Raw genomic sequence first — 18,459 nt, forward strand, 5'->3', positions numbered from 1 at the left:
GATGCCAGAGGTAAGCCCTGCTCAGTGAACCAGTGCTTCGCGCATCGCCACCAGGCGCTGGGGGGTGGGGGTATAGCGGTGATAGTTTCGTTCGGTTGCCCACACCAGCGCTTCATAGTAGCGGCGAATATTACGTACATAAATCACCGACTGGCCCCCGGAGCGGGCACGGCCGTGACGGGTTTGCGAGTAGTATTCCCGCTGCAGCAACAAGGGCAGTTTCTGCCTCACATCAAACCAGTCGTTGGGATCCATGCCGTCTTTCTTCGCCAGTCGGCGAGCATCCATCAAATGCCCGTATCCGACGTTGTAAGCCGCCAGGGCAAACCAGGTGCGGTTCGGTTCGGCGATGGCTTGTGGTAAGCGCTTGTAGAGCTTCTTGAAATAGCGGGACCCACCCTGAATGCTTTGCTCCGGATCCCGCCGGTTGCTGACGCCCATTTCCTTGGCGGTGCGCCGGGTCAGCATCATCAGGCCACGGACCCCGGTGGGGGAAATGGCGTTGGGATTCCACAGTGATTCCTGGTAGCCGATGGCCGCCAGCAGGCGCCAGTCCAGGTTTAGTTCCTTGGCGGAGGCTTTGAAGGTCTCCTCGAATTTCACCAGGCGGGAATCCAGGTGGGACAGAAAGGTGCGTGCACCTACATAGTCAAACTCCCGGTGGCCAAAAAAGCGAATGCGTAACTCTTCCAATGCGCCGCTCTCATTGACTTCATTGAAAAACAACTCCGCAGAGGTGAACAGGGAGCCATCCGTGGTGCTGGAGAAAGCCCACGCCAACGGTTCAGGGCCGCTTAACTCCAGCGAGGTGCGCAACTCAGGGAAAACCGAGCGGTAGGTGTTGAAGACATTGGAATCCAGCACCGCATAATCCGCCTGCCCGTCGTTCACCATATTGAGCAGCGCTAGGGCAGAGCTGTTGGATTTTTCCTCCCAGTTCAGGCCGGGATGATCCCGCTGCAGCCGTTCAAGGTTTTCTGAGTGGCTGCTGTTGGCGATCACCACCAGCTTTCTGCCGATCAGGTCATCAAGGGTGCGGGGTTTTGAGTGGTCGGAATGATAGATCAGCTGTTGACTGATCTGCTGGTAGGGGGATGAAAAACGAAATTCACGGCTCCGTTGTGGTGTCACCGTGAGGCCGGCTGCGGCCATGTGTACCTCACCGCTGCGTACCGCCTTCAGCAGCTCACCCAGGTCGCTGTAGGTTTGAATCCTGAGTTTGACACCAAGATAATCGGCGTAGGCCCGGGCCAGTTCAAACTCGAAGCCGGTTTCCCGATCCCATTCCTGATAGTACATGGTGGGACCTTCCTGAGTGGCCACTACCAATTCCCCCTCTTGCCGGACTTGCTCCAGCAGGGGTAAATTGGGTTGGCAGGCTGGTACCAGCAGGAATCCTGCTGCCAGCGCGGCACCCATGATGGTTTTGATCAGCCATGTTATCGCGTTCATAAATCGTTGTCGTATTAACAGAATCCCTGTTTAGCCTGCAGGCTGATCCCTGTACCCACTGACATTGAATCTAAACAGTAACGGTTTCAGAGAGTTGCAGGGCGTGCCGGCAATTCTTGCAAAATCTGTGAACTGTTCGTCAGCTTAAATTTGTATAAAAAGTGAACGAATTATATCCGCATAAGGGCCTAAAGTCGATTTCAATGTGTAACAGATCGCATAAAACCAGGCGTTTATATACAAATAACGAATTTAAATGTGACCCAATTTACAATTCATCTTTTTTGCAGCTTGGAGGGACCTTGCCTAAGCTTAACCAACGTGACTATTCAAGGTGTGAGGCTTGGGAAAATGGCTGCTAACGTACGGATTTTGAGCGCCCTGAGCGTATTGGGTGTGTTGCAGTTGGGCTATTTGGCCTGGGCTGTTTCCGCGGCGGACGGCGGGTGGTTGGTGCTGGGGGGCGGAGTTCTGATCGCACTGGTGGCGGGCGTCGTTGCGGCAGTGATCCTGAGCAATGGTTCCCGGTCAGACGACAGTGTTGCGGTCTTTCTGGCGGAGCTGGTGGCCGGCAAGCGCAGGCTGGACCAGCGCCTGGAGGGCGAGGCGTCTGCGTCAGCGGTGGCAGTGAACCAGACCATGGCCCATTTCCAGGAGGTGTTCGAACGGGTGTCCGGCAACCTGGATCGCATCAAGGTGATGAGCCGGGAATTAAGTAAGCACTCTGCGGGCGGCAGTACCCACTACGAGCGTGAAATCCAGGAGGTTCAGGAAGCCATTGCTTCCATGAGCGCGGCAGTACACGATGCGTCGCAGAACGCGGCCACGGCCGCACAGGCGGCGCGGGATGCCAGTAATGAAGCCGATAGCGGCCAGACTGTGGTCAACAATGTGACCCGTTCCATCCATTCGCTGGCCGATGAGGTAGAGCGGGCCGCCACCGCTATCCAGAAACTGGAAGCGGATACTGAATCCATTGGTGCCATATTGGAGGTGATCCGGGGTATTGCCGATCAAACCAACCTGCTGGCACTGAACGCCGCCATTGAAGCGGCCCGTGCCGGGGAACAGGGGCGGGGCTTTGCTGTGGTGGCGGATGAAGTGCGAACCCTGGCGCAGCGCACCCAGGAGGCGACCCAGGAGATCAATGACATGATTGCCCGTCTGCAGGATGGGTCAAAAAACGCTGTGGGGGTGATGGCAGAGGGGCGCAAGCAGGCTGAACTCAGCGTGGAGCAGGCCTTGAAAGCCGGGGAATCGTTGCAGGCGATCACCGGCGGCATTGGTTCCATCAGTGCCATGAACGAGCAGATTGCCGCTGCCGTGGAACAGCAGACCGCAGCTGCGGATTCTATCAGCCGGACGCTGCACAGTATGGGGGATGCGTCTGCCACCGGCGCCACCCAGGCGTCTGAGCTGGGGCGTCTGCAGAAGGAGATCCAAAACACGGCGCAGGAATTGGAGAACATCGTCAACCGCTATGTGGGCTAAGCAGATCGGGGCTATCGCCATGGTGCCCCGATTCTGATCTCATTGCGCCTTTCTCACCCATTCCACTTCCTTTATAATCCCCGCTTCCTGATTTTCACTCCAATAGCCAGCCGAGACCCTGATGTTACAACTTCGTGGTGCCCCCGCTCTATCGTCTTTCCGTCGTGATAAACTGCTTGCTGAGCTGACGGCTCAAGTTTCTGAAGTAAAAGGGATTTATGCCGAGTATATGCATTTTGCGGAGGTCTCGGAACCGCTTACGGACAGCGAAAGCAGGGTACTGGAAACACTGTTGCAGTACGGCCCGGCCGTGGCCACACAGGAACCGGTCGGCGAATTGATTCTGGTGGTGCCGCGGCCGGGTACTATTTCCCCCTGGTCATCGAAAGCCACCAACATTGCCCATAATTGCGGTCTGGACAAAGTGCAGCGGCTGGAGCGCGGCGTGGCGTATTACCTGCAGGCAGACGCTGCGCTCTCAGCTTCACAGAGACACAAGGCCACCGGCGTTTTGCATGACCGGATGATAGAGGCGGTACTGTACGCGGTGGAGGATGCCCGGACGCTGTTTCACCATGATCAGCCGGCACCTTTGTCGCGGGTGGATGTACTGGGCGGTGGCCGTGATGCCTTAGTCCAAGCGAACCTGGCGTTGGGCCTGGCCCTGGCGGAGGATGAGATCGATTACCTGGTTCAGAGCTTCAAGGAGTTGCAGCGCAATCCCACCGACGTGGAGTTGATGATGTTTGCCCAGGCCAACTCCGAGCACTGCCGCCACAAGATCTTCAACGCAGACTGGGTGGTGGACGGCCGGCAGCAAAGTCACACCCTGTTCAAAATGATCAAGAACACCTACGAATGTGGTGGTGAGGGGGTGCTGTCAGCCTATGCGGACAATGCGGCTGTCATCGAAGGGTTTTCCGGTGGCCGTTTCTACCCCCATCCGGAGACCCGGGAATACCAGTTCAATCAGGAGCCCGTACACATCCTGATGAAAGTGGAAACCCATAACCACCCCACTGCCATTGCCCCATTTCCCGGGGCCTCGACCGGTGCCGGCGGCGAAATTCGGGATGAAGGGGCCACCGGGCGCGGCTCCCGACCCAAGGCGGGCCTCACCGGGTTTACCGTGTCCAACCTGAATATCCCCGGCTTTGTCCAGCCCTGGGAACAACCCTATGGCAAGCCGGGCCGAATCGTCTCGGCCCTGGATATCATGCTGGAAGGCCCCCTGGGGGGCGCCGGTTTCAACAATGAGTTCGGCCGCCCCAATATCAATGGCTATTTCCGGACCTACGAACAGCAAGTGACCACGGTCAACGGTGAAGAAGTCCGGGGTTACCACAAGCCCATCATGATTGCCGGGGGCTATGGCAACATCAAGGCCGAGCACGTCGAAAAGGGCGGCATTCCGGTGGGAGCCAAACTGATTGTGCTGGGCGGTCCGGCCATGTTGATCGGCCTGGGCGGTGGTGCCGCCTCGTCCATGGCCACCGGTGCCAGTGCCGAGGATCTGGATTTTGCTTCGGTGCAGCGTGACAACCCGGAAATTGAGCGCCGTTGCCAGGAAGTCATTGATCAATGCTGGCAGCGGGGCGAGGCCAACCCCATCAGTTTTATTCATGATGTGGGAGCCGGTGGGCTCAGTAACGCCATGCCTGAACTGGTAAAGGATGGCGGCCGGGGCGGCAGGTTTGATCTGCGCGCCATACCCAATGATGAGCCGGGCATGTCACCCCTGGCCATCTGGTGTAACGAATCCCAGGAACGCTATGTACTGGCGGTGGCGCCGGAGAATCTGGCTACCTTCGACGCCATTTGTCGGCGTGAGCGTTGTCCCTATGCCGTAATTGGTGAAGCCACCGAGGCGATGCACCTGGCAGTGCATGATACCCACTTTGACAATGATCCGGTGGATCTGCCCATGCCGGTGCTGTTCGGAAAACCGCCGAAGATGTTGCGGGAATACCAGGCCCAAACCGCGGAGCTGCCCGCGCTGGATCTGTCGGTGATGGATGTGAAGGAAGCGGCTTACCGTGTGTTGCGGTTACCGGCAGTGGCCAGCAAGAAATTTCTCATCACCATTGGTGATCGCACGGTAACCGGCCTGGTCACCCGTGACCAGTGTGTTGGGCCCTGGCAGGTACCGGTATCGGATCTGGCGGTCACCACATCCACCCTGGATACCTACACCGGTGAAGCCATGGCCATGGGGGAGCGCACGCCGGCCGCCCTTATCAATGCGCCGGCGTCCGGTCGCATGGCCATTGGCGAGGCGATCACCAATATCGCCTGTGCCCGCATCGAAAAACTGTCGGATGTACGCCTTTCCGCCAACTGGATGTGCGCCGCCGGCTACCCCGGTGAAGATCAGGCGTTGTTCGAAACAGTGCAAACCGTGGGCATGGAACTGTGTCCGCAGTTGGGTATTACCATCCCGGTGGGCAAGGATTCCATGTCCATGCGCACCGTATGGGAAGAGCAGGGCGAGAAGAAAAGCGTGACCGCGCCGCTCTCTTTGGTGATTTCCGCCTTCGCTCCGGTGTTGGACGTGCGCAAAACCGTTACCCCGCAATTGCAACGGCAGCTGGATTCGCGCCTGTTGTTGATCGACCTGGGTAACGGCAGGAACCGGCTGGGAGCGACAGCGCTGGCTCAGGTCTACCGGCAGCTGGGTAATCAGTGCGCGGATGTGGAGAGTGCCGCTCAACTGCAGGCGTTCTTCGCCTTGATGCAGAACTTGTTGCAGGACGAAAAGCTGCTGGCCTATCACGATCGATCCGACGGTGGTTTGCTTGCCACCCTGTGCGAAATGGCCTTTGCCGGTCACTGTGGCGTGCAGGTGGATATCGCGGCCTTGGGTGATGCGATTCCCGCGCTGTTCAACGAGGAACTGGGCGCGGTGGTGCAGGTGCGTGCGGCGGACGCGGCCGCGATTGTACAGCAGGCGGAGGGTGCAGGCCTGACGGTGTTTGATCTGGGGGCACCCCAGGACAACGCTCAGGTGACCATTCGGCAGGGGGATGGCATCCTGCTGGACGAATCCCGCATTGCGTTGGAGCAGGCCTGGGCGGAAACCAGTTTCAGGATTCAGGCTTTGCGTGATAACAGCCAATGTGCGCAGCAGGAATTTGATCAGATTGCCCGGGTGGATGATCCGGGGTTCTCCCCCCTGCTCACCTTTGATCCGCAGGATAACGTGGCGGCACCCATGATCAATTCCGGTGCCCGGCCCAGGGTGGCGGTACTGCGGGAGCAGGGTGTGAACGGTCACATCGAAATGGCCGGTGCATTTCACGCCGCCGGGTTCACCCCGGTGGACGTGCACATGAGTGATATTCTTTCCGGTGGGATAACGCTGGATGAGTTCAATGGCCTGGTGGCCTGTGGTGGATTCTCCTACGGTGATGTGTTGGGCGCCGGTGAAGGGTGGGCGAAATCCATATTGTTCAATAGCCGGGCCCGGCAGCAATTCGAAGCGTTTTTCCAGCGGGATAATGCCTTTGCCCTGGGGGTGTGCAATGGTTGCCAGATGATGAGTAACCTGCATGAGCTGATCCCGGGTGCGGAGTATTGGCCGCACTTTGTGCGCAACCAGTCCGAGCGCTTTGAGGCCCGCGTCAGCATGGTGGAAATCCAGCAGTCCAATTCCGTGTTGTTGCAGGGAATGGAAGGTTCCCAGTTACCGATCGCGGTTGCCCATGGTGAAGGCCGGGCGGAATTCAAAGCACTGGCGCAGATTGAGCAGGCCGCTCAGGCCGGTGGTATCGCCATGCGTTATGTGGACAACTGGGGGCAGGTGACGGAAACGTATCCGGCGAATCCCAACGGCTCACCCCAGGGCATTACCGGCCTGACCAATCTCGATGGCCGCGTCACGATTATGATGCCCCATCCGGAGCGGGTGTATCGTACGGTGCAAAACTCCTGGTCGCCAAAAGGATGGGGCGAAGAGGGTGTCTGGCTGCGACTATTCCGTAATGGCCGCAAGTGGCTGGGATAACCTTTTGCCCACAATCATAATAACAAAAAGAGGATGAAGCCTATGTATACGAAGCAACGAGTTGCCTCCTGCACGCTGATGGGAATTGCTTTATTGGTTGCCGCCTGCGGTAATGATGCGGCCAAAGCCGAGCTGGCCAGGGATCATGTGCGCAAGCTCAACAAGGCCTCTGAGTTCTTTTATATCGAAAAGAAAAAGTGCCCCCTCAGCGCCAACGATCTGGGCAAGCTGTTCACCGGCAAAGAAGACAACGACTTTGATTTTTCCAAAGATCCCTGGGGTAATGATTTCGTCATGTATCAGGTCGATAACGGCGATGCCTGTCATTTCAAATCCCTGGGTGCCGATGGCAAGGAAGGCGGCGAGGGCCTGGCTGCGGACATCGTCGTCCAAACCCGGACTGACAGCTAATGTATAAACTGGTGTTTTTTGTACCGGAAGACCATAAAGAGGTGGTCAAGCAGGCGGTGTTTGCCACCGGCGCCGGCAAAATAGGCGAGTATGACCAGTGTTGTTGGGAAGTCTCGGGTCAAGGGCAGTTTCGGCCCCTGGCCGGTGCCAATCCCTTTATCGGTGAGCAGGGTAAAGTGGAGCTGGTATCCGAGTATCGGGTGGAGCTGGTGTGCGAGTCCAGGCTGATCGCTGATGCCGTAGCAGCGTTGAAAGCGGCTCATCCCTACGAAGAGCCCGCCTATGATCTGGTGAAACTGGAGCCGGTGTAGCCGGGTAACGACGGCGGCCGGTTCTAAATCACCGCCCGGGTCTGGGCGGGCCGGTTGGCCCAGTAGATCACCTTGCGATTGAGGATCTGGGCGTCGATGGGCTTGCACAGGTAGTCATTCATACCGGCCTGTATGCACAGATGGCGATCTTCAGACATGGCATTGGCGGTGACGGCAATGATGGGTATTTTTTGGTAATCCAGATCAGAGTTGCGAATTCTGCGGGTGGTCTCAAAGCCGTCCATAATCGGCATCTGGCAATCCATCAGTACCATATCAATAGTGTGATGCGCCAGTTTTTCCAAGGCTTCGGCGCCATTGCTGGCACTCAGTACATCGTAACCGTTTTTCTTGAGCAGGCCTTTCACCACCAGTTGGTTCACCGGATTGTCTTCCACCACCAAAATGGTAAGCGTTTTGGTGGCACGGGATCGGGTCTGGTTCTGGGCATCGCAACGCTGCGTAAGCTCGTTGGTTTGGTAGTGACAGGGCAGCGACATGGTGAACGTGGAACCGATACCCGGTTGTGACACAAACCCAATGCTGCCGCCCATCTTGTCCATCAGGGATTTTACCACCGAAAGCCCGATACCCAGCCCACCATACCCCTGCTTGGCATTGCCCGTGCCGCGGCGGAAGGTTTCGAAGATCTGCTCCTGTTTGTCCTGCTCAATGCCAATGCCGGTATCCGATACCCGGATTTCCAATTGCAGCAGCCGACTTTCCGGTTGAATAGCGGTACTGGATATCTGCACATCCACGTGCCCGTCATGGGTGAACTTGATGGCATTATCCAGCAGGTTGTTGATGGCCTGACTGAGGCGGGCGGGATCGCCAAACAGGATCATGGGGGTGTCTTCACTGATGTCCACCCGCAGGGTCACGCCTTTTTTGTCACAGCTGTCGATAAACAGTTGCTGGCAGCGTTCCACCAGTTCGTGGATCTTCAGAGGTTCATTTTGTACCGTCAGTTTGCCGGATTGTAATTCGGTGTAAGCCAGCAGGCTGTCCACCATCATCATCATATGGCGGGCAGAGCGGTCGGCAAAATTCAGATAGGGATTGGCCTTATCGTTGTGGCCGCTTTGCTGCAGATGTTGCAGGCAGCCCAGCACGCCGTTCATCGGGGTACGCAATTCATGACTGATGGTGGCCAGGAACTCGTCCTTGAGCTGATTGGTCTGCAGCAGGTGTTGATTCATGTCCTCCAGATATTGCTTGGCTTCCCGCTCCATCTTGGTTTTCTCTTTGTTGATCTGGTTCAACCTCTCGGCCAGGGCGAAAGACAACACCACAATTTCAACCGCCGAACCGATCATCATCGAATTCATGGTAAAGAAGTTGGCCGGCAGCCAGCCCATGGAGGCGAAAGCCAGCGCCACGGCACCCGCCAGCAGCGTGAAATACGCCAGCAGGAAAAGCTTGGCCGTGGGGTTTCCCTTCAGGCTTTCCTGTACCGAGGCCACCAGCATCACGGCGGACACCAGCAGCGCCAGGGCAATCACCGTTCTGATGACAACCTCATAGGGTAACACCAGCGACACCAGCGCAGAGGCGGCTTCCAGCACCATGAGAATACAGCACAGGTAATACATCAACTGGGAATTGCGCTGCAGGTCCATCACCCGCATGCCGAAGGCGACGATAAACAGGCCCACCGCACTCACTGAAAACGGCAGCATGAATTCATTGATGCGGGGATGATCCGGCCAGATGTATTCGAAACCGTAACCGGTCATACAGAGCTGGAAGGTGGCCAGCGACAGGATGTAGGTAATGTAGTAAAAATAGGACACATCCCGTACGGTGGCCAGCAGGCACAGGTTGTAGAAGAACATCAGGAATACGATGCCGAAATAAACGCCCTCGGTGAGCAGCCGGGGCCGTTGCAGGTCATAGAAAACCGAGGGCTCCCAGATACTGATGGGCAGGCGCAGCGAACTGGTGCTTTCCACCCGGATGTAAATGTCCAGGGTATCGCCGGCCGCAAATTCTACCGGGAACAGAAACCAGGTGTGATCAATGGGGCGTGTGTCGAAGGGGCGGGCATCGCCGGTGAGCCATTGTGTGATGACCTTGCCTTGCTTCACCACATAGAATTCAACGTTATCCAGCAGCGAATATTCAATAGCAAAAAAACGGGTACTGTGGGGCGCATTGTCCCCTGCACGAAAACGGCCGTGGAGCCAGAATGCAGATGTTGAGTAGCCTTGATTCAGCACCTCTTCCGCGCCCGGAGAAAACAGGTCTTCGTAGGTGTTTTCCAGCATGGATTCAATGGTGAGTGAGGAGGAGCCGTCTTCCAGGTGGGAGAAATACTGATTGGCATATCCCCCCTGAGTGATGTGTTCAATGGGGTGTACGTTGTCGAATGCAAACACCGCTGAGGTAACCAGCGTTGCCAGCATTAAACTAATCAGTTTTAGAAAAACACGAGAGTGCAAATTCTGCCCCGTATCTAAAGTGCAGCACCTGTTAAGAGTGTAGCAGTGGCGCTGGGTGCTGCCCGGGGATCGTTGAAATTATTGTGAATCGGTTTGCGGTTTACGATAGGGGGGAGTCAGATCTTCCGAATGCACAGGGTAATGATCGAGCTTGCGGTCTCTGAAATAGTGCCGGAGCGTGCGATGGATGGTGGGAAACGCCAGCTCGTCCCAGGGAATCTCCTGCTCATCAAACAGCCGGGTTTCCAGGCTTTCAACGCCGACGCCGTATTGCCCATCCACCAGGTCCGCCCGGTAGAACAGGTATACCTGACTGATATGGGGTAAATTGAACACTGTATAAAGCCCGTGCAGACGCACTTCGGCTTCGGCTTCCTCAATGGTTTCCCGGGCGGCCGCTTCGGCACTGGTCTCACCGTTCTCCATAAAGCCTGCCGGCAGGGTCCAAAAGCCTTTGCGGGGCTCAATGGCACGACGACAGAGCAATATCCTGCCCTCGTGCACGGGCAGTGTTCCGGCGATTATGCGTGGGTTGATGTAGTGAATAACACCGCAACGGTCACAGACATGGCGCTCCCGGTTATCGCCCTCGGGGATAACAAAGGAAACCTCGGATCCACATTCACTGCAATATTTCATCGTTATACTGACCATCATTCAACACGATGGCCAGTATAAGGGTTCTCTGCTCAGAACCCAACGCTCTCAGGCGCGGCGGAATGGTAAAACCTTGGCTGCTTCACCGTCGTCGGCGGTGCTTTCCATATAGCCCGGCGTTACATTGCCGGCGGCTTCGTTCAAGGTGTTACGCAGGCGATCAAACGAGTCGTGCATCATGCCGGAAATGGCGATGCAGGCTGCCATGGGGCTTTTGGCACGGCGGCGCTCCATGTCCACGCGAAATTGCAGGCCGCGAAGTTTACGGCGGTATTTCTCTGGTGCTTCCTGTATTAGTCGGTCGCATAGTTCAATGCGTAATCGCTCCAGTTGCTCTGGATCACGCTGCGCCATTTCCCTAAGCTTGTCGAACTCCGGTAAATCGTAGCTCATGGGTCGTACCTCTTTCAGCTAACCAATCACGCCTGGGTGTATTGGCTTCCTGCCCCCAATGTGAAATGAATGTTCATTGGAATGCGCAATAACTAATTAAGTTATAAAAATTTGCATTCCCTGAATCCTATACTACCCTTAAAGCCCCGCTTGTATAGCCTTGACCTTTTGGTCGAATTCTGTCCAGCCCCCGTTATTAGCAGCTTTTGCCTTATAACCTTGGCGACTAAGGCTGAAAAAACAGCAGCTTACTTTGGGCATAGACACTTTGTATCAGTGCGTAGTGATTTTGTTTCCGGTTAGATTGATTGGTTCTCAATAGGGCAGGTTTGCCCCTTGAAACAGTTCACATTTCACGGCATGTTGATGCTTTAATTGAAAAAATTCAGTCACCTGCGATATTCGGACAGGAACGTCAGTGTACACATCAGGTTGACCGGTATGGAGGAACCATGGCGGACTGGTTGTCCCGAATTCGAACACAGGCCCCCCGGCATCTGCCCGCTGCTGATGTCTTGAACAATGCCCACGCAGCAGTGTTGATTGCCATCACCGATCACCGGGAGCCGGACGTGATTTTAACCCGGCGCGCTGATCATTTGACCAGTCATGCCGGCGAAGTGGCTTTTCCAGGTGGTAAACGGGATGTGGACGACGATGACGTCTACCACACCGCCCTGCGGGAAAGCTTCGAGGAGATCCGGCTGCCGCCGGAACAGGTGGAGTTGGTTGGGGCCATGCCCGAGTCAGTATCGAAAATGGGACTGAAAGTTGTGCCCGTAATCGGTATTATTCCCCACCAATTGGAGTTGGTAGCCAGTGAGGATGAGATCGACAGCATCTTCCGGGTACCGCTGCGTTATTTTCTGGAAACACCGCCGCCGGATTTCACCGTAAAAGAGTATCTGGGGGTGCGCTATCGTATCCCCTGCTATCACTACCAGGGTTATGAAATCTGGGGTTTGACCGCGTACTTTATTACCGATTGCTTCAATCGGATATTCGATACCGGTTTTGAACTGGTGATGCCGAACGTGATCGGCGGCAACGGCACCGAGGGCAGTGATACGCGTAATGTTGAATAAGAACATAAGAGGTAATACATGATCTATCGGTTGGGCGAAAAGCAGGTTGAAATACGGGGTGAAGATTATTTTGTTGCCCACAATGCCACGGTGATCGGCTCTGTTATTCTGGAAAACAACGCCAGCATCTGGTTCAACTGTGTGGTGCGTGGCGATAATGACCCCATCACCATCGGGGAGGGTACCAATATCCAGGATGGCTCGGTACTGCATACCGATGCCGGTATCCCCATGAACATCGGCAAGGGGGTCACCGTCGGGCACAAAGTGATGCTGCATGGCTGTGAAATCGGCGACAACACCCTGATCGGTATTAACGCCGTGGTGTTGAACAATGCCAAGATAGGCAAGAACTGTATTATCGGGGCCAATGCGCTGGTGCCTGAAGGCAAGGTCATTCCCGATAACAGCATGGTGTTGGGGTCGCCGGGCAAAGTCGTGAAAGAGTTGACCCAAAAGCACGAGATGATCATCAAGATGAGTGCTTTGCATTACGTGGAAAATTTTAAACGGTATCAGCGGGACTTCCAGACAGATGAACGATTCCAGTAGTAAGGTTAAACCGGAGATAGTCTTGTCACCCTGTGTGGGCGTGTGCGCCCTCGACGAGGATGACGTGTGTATCGGTTGTCTGCGCTCTGGCCGGGAGATCACCCAGTGGGGTTATGTGGACAACGAGGGTAAACGCGACATTTTGCGCAATGTAGAAGCGCGGTTGCGCCAGAGCAATGCATAAGGATCTGACTATGACGACCATTGGAACACCGCTTTCTGCCAGCGCCACCCGGGTGCTGATGTGTGGCTGCGGAGAGCTGGGCAAAGAAGTGGTAATTGAATTGCAGCGCCTGGGGTGCGAAGTGATTGCCGTGGATCGTTACGACAATGCACCGGCCATGCAGGTGGCCCATCGCAGCCATGTTATCTCCATGTTGGACGGCGCTGCCCTGCGAGCGGTGATCGAGCAGGAAAAGCCGGATTACATTGTGCCCGAGATTGAAGCCATTGCCACCGATACCCTGGTGGCGCTGGAGCGGGAAGGTTTCAACGTGGTGCCCACCGCGCGGGCAACCCAACTGACCATGAACCGCGAGGGTATTCGGCGCCTGGCGGCAGAAGAGCTGGGTTTGAAAACGTCGCCTTATCAGTTTGCCGCCAGCAAAGAGGAATACCTGGCCGCCATTGAGCAGGTGGGGCTGCCCTGTGTGGTCAAACCCATAATGAGTTCCTCCGGTAAAGGCCAGAGTACGGTAAAAAACCAGGCCGACATCGATAAAGCCTGGGACTACGCGCAGCAGGGCGGCCGCGCCGGTGCCGGCAAAGTGATTGTGGAAGGCTTTGTTGACTTCGATTTTGAAATCACACTGTTAACGGTACGCCATGAAGGTGGCACCACCTTTTGTGAACCGGTGGGGCACCGCCAGGAAGAGGGTGATTACCGTGAATCCTGGCAGCCGCAACCCATGACTGAGGCGGCACTGCAGAAAGCCCAGCAGGTGGGGGCTGCCATAACCGAGGCGTTGGGCGGCCGCGGTCTGTTCGGCGTGGAGTTGTTTGTGAAAGGCGATGATGTGATTTTCAGTGAGGTTTCACCTCGCCCCCACGATACCGGCATGGTGACCTTGATCTCCCAGGACCTGTCTGAATTCGCTTTGCATGCCCGTGCCATTCTTGGCTTGCCCATTCCGGTTATCCGGCAGTTTGGACCGGCGGCATCGGCAGTGATTTTGGTAAAGGGGACATCCACCACCATGCAGTACGGTAACCTGACCGCTGCCCTGCGTGAGCCGGATACGCAGTTGCGTTTGTTCGGCAAGCCGGATATCGATGGCAGCCGCCGGCTGGGAGTGGCGCTGGCGCTGGCACCGGATGTGGAGACCGCTGTGGGCAAGGCCTGTCGGGTGGCGGCAGCGGTTGAGGTGACACTGTAGGCCGTCCGGTGCCGGTGCTGCTGCCATTGGGCCTGCTCGTGGTACTGTGCCTGTGGGGGTGCGAGAAGCAATCTGACACCGTATCACTCACCGTACCACCCCCCATCATCCCCATTGCAGCCGGGCCCTATCCCGAGCAGCCCGCTGACCCTGCCTGGCTCAATATGGTTTTTCTGGGAGCCGGTGGTGTCCACCTGCAGAATGCCGGTCAGTCGGTGCTGGCTGATCCTTTCTTTTCCAACCCGCCCATAAAAGATTGGATTCTGTTGCGGGATCTGGTGGTACGTGAGGATGTCATTGATCGATATCTGCCGGCCACCAATGATCTGGATGCCATTCTGGTAGCGCACGCCCATCATGATCACGCAATGGATGTGCCCTACATTGCCGCGCAAGTAGATTCGACAGTAAAGGTGTACGGCAGTGAAACCTTGCGCAATTCACTGCTGTCGGTGATCGATCCCGGCCGGCTGGTGGCACTGAACGGGCAGGCAGGTCACTGGGTTGCCATCAATGATTCCCTGCGTATCATGCCCCTGTTATCCGGCCACGCGCCTCATCTGTTGGGCCGGGTGTTCAACAGCGATCGGATAACCCAGCCACTGGCGCAGTCTCCCCGTACTGTAATGGATTGGCAGTCGGGGCAGACCCTCAGTTTTGTGCTGGATTTTCTGGCTTCAGGGCAAACCCGGTTTCGTGTGTATTATCAGAGTTCGGCGGCAGACCCCATGGAGGGTTATCCTCCCCACGGGTTGCCGGAGGACGGCAAACCCGTGGATCTGGCGCTGTTAGGGGTTGCCAACCACAATCGCCTGCAGGATTATCCGGTGTCATTGCTGCGCGTTTTGCAGCCCCGGCAGGTTGTACTATTGCATTGGGATGTGTTTTGGGATGACTATTCCCAGGCTGTGACTCAGCCTGTGCCCGGTTTGGACCTGAAGGCGCTGGTGCGAAAAATCGAAACAGTGTTGCCCGCAGACGTGCCGGTGTATCTACCCGGGCGCGGTGCGGTCTTGTCATTACAGGAGTCTTTATAATGCCTCCCCTGAAAATTGGTATCGCCCTGGGCAGTGGTTCTGCCCGTGGCTGGTCTCACATCGGTGTGCTCAAACAATTGAAAACCATGGGTATCGAACCCAATGTGGTGGCCGGTACCAGCATTGGCGCTTTGGTGGGCGCCTGCTACGCGGCGAATCAGCTGCAGGCGCTGGAGGACTGGGTGGTGGGGCTCGGGTGGCGGGATGTGGTGAGCTTGCTGGATGTTAAATTCAGTGGCGGCCTGATAGAAGGCCGTAAGGTGTTTCAGTTTTTTGAAGACAATATGCCCGATTTAACCTTCGAGCAGCTCGACAAGTCCTTCGCTGCTGTGGCCACTGACCTGGAGACCGGGCGGGAAATCTGGCTGCAGCACGGCCACCTGGCGGAGGCCATTCGCTCGTCCATTTCCCTGCCTGGTTTGTTCACGCCTTATCGAACCAGCAGCGGGCGCTATCTGGTGGACGGCGGCCTGGTTAACCCGGTGCCGGTGTCCCTGTGCCGGGCCATGGGGGCTGATGTGGTGATTGCGGTGAACCTGAATACCGAGATCGTGGGTAAGCATATGCGCGGTGCCCGCCGTGTGGGCGACGAATTTACCGAACAGAGCACCAAGCCACCGGAGAGTGAGGATCAAAAGCAGATCCGGCTTGCGGAGTCTGACTTCTTTAAAAAGGTGTCGCAGATGTTCAGTGACAGTGGTTCCAAAGATACCGCAAGTGCTGCGGACACCACGCCCGGCATGATGGAGGTGGTGGCAACGTCGCTCAATATCATGCAGGATCGCATTACCCGCAGCCGCATGGCGGGGGATCCTGCTGATCTGGTGTTAAGCCCCCGCTTGGTGCATATCGGATTGATGGAGTTTTACCGTGCCGAGGAGGCCATCGCCGAAGGGGAGAAAACCGTGCGCCTGGCGGAGCGTCAACTGCAAAACCTGCTGGGAGAAGATATCCGTGTATCCCAATGAGAACGGCTTTCCGAATTCCACTTTGCTTTCCAAGCAGTCGATCTATACTGTTGTTATTAATCAGGGATTTACACCTTTAGCCGTCAGCCAGTGAAACCAGCCCGCGTTAACAGGGAGCGCAATTCAGGTCATGTTAAAGCTGCAATTCAAGGATCAACGTCAGCCTGCCGTTTGGTTGGTGGAGTCGGTAACCACTATCGGTTCCGATCCCAAGAATCACATTGTGATTAAGGAAGAGGGGATTGAGCCGCAGCATGCGGAAATTCGCAAGGATGGTGACGCGTTATACCTGTCGGATCTGGGCAGTTACCAGGGCACCAGTGTTAACGGCAACAAGATCAAAGCGCACTTTCAGTTGCGGGCCGGGGATACGATCAAGCTGGCCAACGTTGAGCTGGTGATTATCGAGCCGAAAACCGCTGCCGACAAAGCGGAGCCGGCAACGCCTGCCCGTTCTGACTGGAGCATCATGGCCCTGTCCGGCCCTTTGAAGGGCAAAAGCATTGCTATTCACGGTTCCATGGTGTTTGGCCGCTCCAGTAGCTGTGACATCCAGATCAGTGACGCCCATATGTCCCGGCGGCATGCCGAGATCAACCTGAAGGGTGGTGTACTGCGGCTGGTGGATTTGCAGTCCTCCAATGGTACCTGTGTCAACGGGCAAACCATCGGTGAGCAGGTGTTGAAGCCCGGTGACAGAATCAGTTTCGACCATTTGACGTTTCTGGTGGCCGGGCCCTTGGGGGCCACCAATGCCGTGGAAGCGGATGAGGACGATGATGAGGCGACGGTGTTCCGGGCGGCGCCTATTCCCCGGGCGGCACCTGCAGCGGCGAAACCTGTCACACCCTCTATTCCAAAAACCAGTTCTGCAGTGGAGCAGCATGTGTCGGCGCCGGCACCCAAGAGCAAGGCCCCGCTGATCATCGGTGTCGTGGTGGTGATAGTGATTGTCGCCGCCGCTGTGGGGTTTATGGTGTTACCGAAATAGCCTTCTTTTTGGCGCTGCTTTTGGTGCTGGCAACGCGGGCGGTTTTAACCAGGTTGTCTTTGATCTGCATGGTTTCAAAACGGTAGTTGCCGATGGTGAAGCACAGGTTGTGTTCGGGAATGGTTTCCAGATGCTCGGTGATCAGCCCGTTCAGAGTCTTTGGCCCCTTGGTGGGCAGATGCCACTTCAACGCCTTGTTGATATCGCGAATGGTGGCCATACCGTCAATGATGTAAGAGCCGTCTTCCTGGGGATGGATATCCTGGCTGCTGGCGGCATAGTCAGTGGTAAATTCCCCAACGATTTCCTCCAGAATGTCCTCCAGGGTTACGATGCCCTGCACATCGCCATACTCATCCACCACAAAGCCCATGCGGCGTTTCACTTTCTGAAAATTCACCAGTTGTACATGCAGTGGTGTGCCTTCCGGCACAAAATAGGGCTCCACCGCCTGCTGCATAATTTTGGCCTTGTTCAGGTCGTCGTCCATCAGCAGGCGGCTGATTTTACGCAGGTGGAGCACTCCCACCGGCGAGTTCAGGTCGGATTTAAAGACCGGCAGGCGGGTATGCTGGGTTGACTGCAAAGCCTTGATGATGTCGTCGGTATCTTCGTCCAGATCAATGCCGATGACCTCATGCTTGGGGATCATAATGTCGTCAACAGTGACCTCTTCCAGGTCCAGGATGCTGAGCAGCATCCCCTTATGGCGCTTGGGCAAAATGGCGCTGGATTCGGTTACCACCGTGCGCAATTCCTCCCGGCTCAGGTGATCGCTGCCGATTTCTTCGGCATTGACACCCACTAACCGCAGAAGGCCGTTGCTGATCGCATTCACCAGCCACACAAAGGGATAGAGCAGCGTCAGCAGGGGCTTCAGAATCAGACTGGCAGGAAAGGCAATGGCTTCCGGTTTCAGTGCGGCCAGGGTTTTCGGTGTCACTTCGGCAAACACCAGAATCACCAGGGTCAGGACACCGGTGGCGATGGCAATGCCACCATCGCCCCACAGGCGCATGGCGATGATGGTGGCGATGGACGATGCCAGTATGTTGACGAAATTGTTGCCGATCAGGATCACGCCAATCAGCCGGTCCGGCCGGTTCAGCAGGTCATCCACCCGCATGGCCGCGCGATCCTTGCTCTTCACCTGATGCCGCAGACGGTAGCGGTTGAGGGACATCATTCCGGTTTCCGAGCTGGAAAAGAAGGCAGACAGGAGTATCAAAACGCCCAGAATGCTGAACAATATGGATATGGGTATGTCGTTCAAGGGAATCTTTAGCCT

At 56.3% G+C, this 18,459-nt stretch carries 16 protein-coding genes; 11 read left to right on the plus strand and 5 right to left on the minus strand.

What is annotated here, in order from left to right; all coding sequences use genetic code 11:
• Window positions 1-21: 21 nt before the first annotated feature.
• Entirely contained in the window at window positions 22-1,452 is a 1,431-nt protein-coding gene (gene mltF / locus D9N13_RS14475) for a membrane-bound lytic murein transglycosylase MltF (protein WP_290591575.1), read from the minus strand.
• Between the two features lie 351 nt (window positions 1,453-1,803).
• On the opposite strand from mltF, the gene D9N13_RS14480 reads away from it, so the two are divergent.
• The 4 genes from D9N13_RS14480 (at window position 1,804) to D9N13_RS14495 (ending at window position 7,668) form a co-directional block, all read left to right on the plus strand.
• The gene (locus D9N13_RS14480; protein ID WP_290591576.1) at window positions 1,804-2,943 is read left to right on the plus strand and encodes a methyl-accepting chemotaxis protein; all 1,140 of its coding nucleotides are present in this window, start codon (window positions 1,804-1,806) and stop codon (window positions 2,941-2,943) included.
• Window positions 2,944-3,064: 121 nt separating this feature from the next.
• The gene (gene purL / locus D9N13_RS14485; protein ID WP_290591578.1) at window positions 3,065-6,946 is read left to right on the plus strand and encodes a phosphoribosylformylglycinamidine synthase; all 3,882 of its coding nucleotides are present in this window, start codon (window positions 3,065-3,067) and stop codon (window positions 6,944-6,946) included.
• A 42-nt stretch (window positions 6,947-6,988) separates the two neighbouring features.
• Window positions 6,989-7,357 (plus strand): type II secretion system protein GspG, encoded by a 369-nt coding sequence (locus tag D9N13_RS14490; RefSeq protein ID WP_290591580.1) that lies wholly within the window; start codon window positions 6,989-6,991, stop codon window positions 7,355-7,357.
• A complete protein-coding gene (locus tag D9N13_RS14495) occupies window positions 7,357-7,668 on the plus strand; it encodes an NGG1p interacting factor NIF3 (protein WP_290591582.1) in 312 nt (103 codons plus the stop codon). The genes D9N13_RS14490 and D9N13_RS14495 overlap by 1 nt, the downstream gene beginning before the upstream one ends.
• A gap of 23 nt (window positions 7,669-7,691) precedes the next feature.
• Here the strand turns inward: D9N13_RS14495 and D9N13_RS14500 are convergent, their stop codons facing one another.
• The 3 genes from D9N13_RS14500 to D9N13_RS14510 all read right to left on the minus strand — a co-directional run bounded on the left by D9N13_RS14500 (window position 7,692) and on the right by D9N13_RS14510 (window position 11,162).
• Window positions 7,692-10,076 (minus strand): hybrid sensor histidine kinase/response regulator, encoded by a 2,385-nt coding sequence (locus D9N13_RS14500; RefSeq protein ID WP_290591584.1) that lies wholly within the window; start codon window positions 10,074-10,076, stop codon window positions 7,692-7,694.
• A gap of 114 nt (window positions 10,077-10,190) precedes the next feature.
• On the minus strand, window positions 10,191-10,751 hold the full coding sequence (locus tag D9N13_RS14505; RefSeq protein ID WP_290591586.1) for an NUDIX hydrolase: 561 nt from the start codon (window positions 10,749-10,751) through the stop codon (window positions 10,191-10,193).
• A 66-nt stretch (window positions 10,752-10,817) separates the two neighbouring features.
• Window positions 10,818-11,162: a DUF3135 domain-containing protein gene (locus D9N13_RS14510; RefSeq protein WP_290591588.1), complete on the minus strand. Its 345-nt coding sequence runs from the start codon at window positions 11,160-11,162 to the stop codon at window positions 10,818-10,820.
• Window positions 11,163-11,614: 452 nt separating this feature from the next.
• Between D9N13_RS14510 and D9N13_RS14515 the strand changes: the two genes are divergently transcribed.
• The 7 genes from D9N13_RS14515 to D9N13_RS14545 all read left to right on the plus strand — a co-directional run bounded on the left by D9N13_RS14515 (window position 11,615) and on the right by D9N13_RS14545 (window position 17,171).
• Window positions 11,615-12,247: a CoA pyrophosphatase gene (locus D9N13_RS14515; RefSeq protein ID WP_290591590.1), complete on the plus strand. Its 633-nt coding sequence runs from the start codon at window positions 11,615-11,617 to the stop codon at window positions 12,245-12,247.
• An 18-nt stretch (window positions 12,248-12,265) separates the two neighbouring features.
• Window positions 12,266-12,799, plus strand: coding sequence for a gamma carbonic anhydrase family protein (locus tag D9N13_RS14520; RefSeq protein ID WP_290591592.1), 534 nt, complete (start codon window positions 12,266-12,268; stop codon window positions 12,797-12,799).
• Entirely contained in the window at window positions 12,783-12,983 is a 201-nt protein-coding gene (locus D9N13_RS14525; RefSeq protein WP_290591594.1) for a DUF1289 domain-containing protein, read from the plus strand. The genes D9N13_RS14520 and D9N13_RS14525 overlap by 17 nt, the downstream gene beginning before the upstream one ends.
• Before the next feature lie 10 nt (window positions 12,984-12,993).
• The gene (purT, locus tag D9N13_RS14530) at window positions 12,994-14,175 is read left to right on the plus strand and encodes a formate-dependent phosphoribosylglycinamide formyltransferase (RefSeq protein ID WP_290591596.1); all 1,182 of its coding nucleotides are present in this window, start codon (window positions 12,994-12,996) and stop codon (window positions 14,173-14,175) included.
• 8 nt (window positions 14,176-14,183) lie between these two features.
• Window positions 14,184-15,212 carry an MBL fold metallo-hydrolase gene (locus D9N13_RS14535; RefSeq protein ID WP_290591597.1) on the plus strand — a complete coding sequence of 343 codons (1,029 nt, stop codon included), beginning with the start codon at window positions 14,184-14,186 and terminating at the stop codon, window positions 15,210-15,212.
• Entirely contained in the window at window positions 15,212-16,180 is a 969-nt protein-coding gene (gene rssA, locus D9N13_RS14540) for a patatin-like phospholipase RssA (RefSeq protein ID WP_290591599.1), read from the plus strand. Before D9N13_RS14535 ends, rssA begins: the two co-directional genes overlap by 1 nt.
• Window positions 16,181-16,310: 130 nt before the next feature.
• The gene (locus tag D9N13_RS14545; protein ID WP_290591601.1) at window positions 16,311-17,171 is read left to right on the plus strand and encodes an FHA domain-containing protein; all 861 of its coding nucleotides are present in this window, start codon (window positions 16,311-16,313) and stop codon (window positions 17,169-17,171) included.
• Here D9N13_RS14545 and D9N13_RS14550 read toward each other — a convergent pair.
• The gene (locus tag D9N13_RS14550; RefSeq protein WP_290591603.1) at window positions 17,152-18,444 is read right to left on the minus strand and encodes an HlyC/CorC family transporter; all 1,293 of its coding nucleotides are present in this window, start codon (window positions 18,442-18,444) and stop codon (window positions 17,152-17,154) included. The two genes, D9N13_RS14545 and D9N13_RS14550, sit on opposite strands and share 20 nt — an antisense overlap.
• Window positions 18,445-18,459: the final 15 nt, after the last annotated feature.

It is taken from the genome of Ketobacter sp. GenoA1, assembly GCF_003671475.1.
Taxonomy (GTDB): domain Bacteria; phylum Pseudomonadota; class Gammaproteobacteria; order Pseudomonadales; family Ketobacteraceae; genus Ketobacter.

Coding starts and splice junctions, on each gene's coding strand:
- D9N13_RS14510 (WP_290591588.1), bottom strand. CDS start 11,162: ATGAGCTACGATTTACCGGAGTTCGACAAGCTTAGGGAAATGGCGCAG.
- purL (WP_290591578.1), top strand. CDS start 3,065: ATGTTACAACTTCGTGGTGCCCCCGCTCTATCGTCTTTCCGTCGTGAT.
- purT (WP_290591596.1), top strand. CDS start 12,994: ATGACGACCATTGGAACACCGCTTTCTGCCAGCGCCACCCGGGTGCTG.
- D9N13_RS14515 (WP_290591590.1), top strand. CDS start 11,615: ATGGCGGACTGGTTGTCCCGAATTCGAACACAGGCCCCCCGGCATCTG.
- D9N13_RS14545 (WP_290591601.1), top strand. CDS start 16,311: ATGTTAAAGCTGCAATTCAAGGATCAACGTCAGCCTGCCGTTTGGTTG.
- D9N13_RS14520 (WP_290591592.1), top strand. CDS start 12,266: ATGATCTATCGGTTGGGCGAAAAGCAGGTTGAAATACGGGGTGAAGAT.
- D9N13_RS14490 (WP_290591580.1), top strand. CDS start 6,989: ATGTATACGAAGCAACGAGTTGCCTCCTGCACGCTGATGGGAATTGCT.
- D9N13_RS14480 (WP_290591576.1), top strand. CDS start 1,804: ATGGCTGCTAACGTACGGATTTTGAGCGCCCTGAGCGTATTGGGTGTG.
- D9N13_RS14500 (WP_290591584.1), bottom strand. CDS start 10,076: ATGCTGGCAACGCTGGTTACCTCAGCGGTGTTTGCATTCGACAACGTA.
- rssA (WP_290591599.1), top strand. CDS start 15,212: ATGCCTCCCCTGAAAATTGGTATCGCCCTGGGCAGTGGTTCTGCCCGT.
- D9N13_RS14495 (WP_290591582.1), top strand. CDS start 7,357: ATGTATAAACTGGTGTTTTTTGTACCGGAAGACCATAAAGAGGTGGTC.
- D9N13_RS14505 (WP_290591586.1), bottom strand. CDS start 10,751: ATGAAATATTGCAGTGAATGTGGATCCGAGGTTTCCTTTGTTATCCCC.
- D9N13_RS14525 (WP_290591594.1), top strand. CDS start 12,783: ATGAACGATTCCAGTAGTAAGGTTAAACCGGAGATAGTCTTGTCACCC.
- mltF (WP_290591575.1), bottom strand. CDS start 1,452: ATGAACGCGATAACATGGCTGATCAAAACCATCATGGGTGCCGCGCTG.